This is a genomic window from Bradyrhizobium campsiandrae, assembly GCF_014529705.1.
GTDB classification, from domain to species: domain Bacteria; phylum Pseudomonadota; class Alphaproteobacteria; order Rhizobiales; family Xanthobacteraceae; genus Bradyrhizobium; species Bradyrhizobium campsiandrae.
In genome coordinates, this window is sequence record NZ_JAANIH010000189.1 from 1 (window position 1) to 530 (window position 530).

A 530-nucleotide genomic window follows, 5' to 3' on the forward strand; every position below is an offset into this window, starting at 1 on the left:
TGGGTGTGTAGGCATTAAAGCCATGCTAAAGCAGTATTACCCAAAATCTAAATTCCAACGTTGCCTAGTTCATGTCATGCGAAAGATCAAGGGAAAAGTCCGTGTAAGCGATCGTAAAGAGGCTCGGGACGACTGCAAGCAAGTTCATAAGCAATCTGGCTTAAAAGAGGCAGAAACGGTTCTCCACGCTTTCTACGACAAATACGACTCAAAATACTCAAGCATGATCAAGAATCTGCAGAAGATTGAGGAAGACATGCTGGTCTTTTACCAGTACACTAAGAAGATTTGGTCCGCGATCTACTCAACGAACATGATCGAGTCGATGAACAACATGATCAAACGCAAGACAAAACCAAAGTCAGAATTTCCAACTGAAGAGTCCCTAGACAACTTCTTAGGTGTACAGGCTATCGGCTACAACGACCGGAATGCCAATCGGACTCATAAAGGCTTTGGTCAGGTGACAGGCACGTTGGAATCATACTTCGATTAAAACTTAATTAAAGAATCAACCTATCGGAAAGATT

The 530-nt window shown here is 42.6% G+C and carries 1 protein-coding gene; it reads left to right on the top strand.

What is annotated here, in order from left to right:
• Positions 1 to 496 (top strand): transposase (locus G8O24_RS42635; RefSeq protein ID WP_188108426.1); only part of this gene is annotated, 496 nt, incomplete at its 5' end.
• Positions 497 to 530 lie beyond the last annotated feature (34 nt).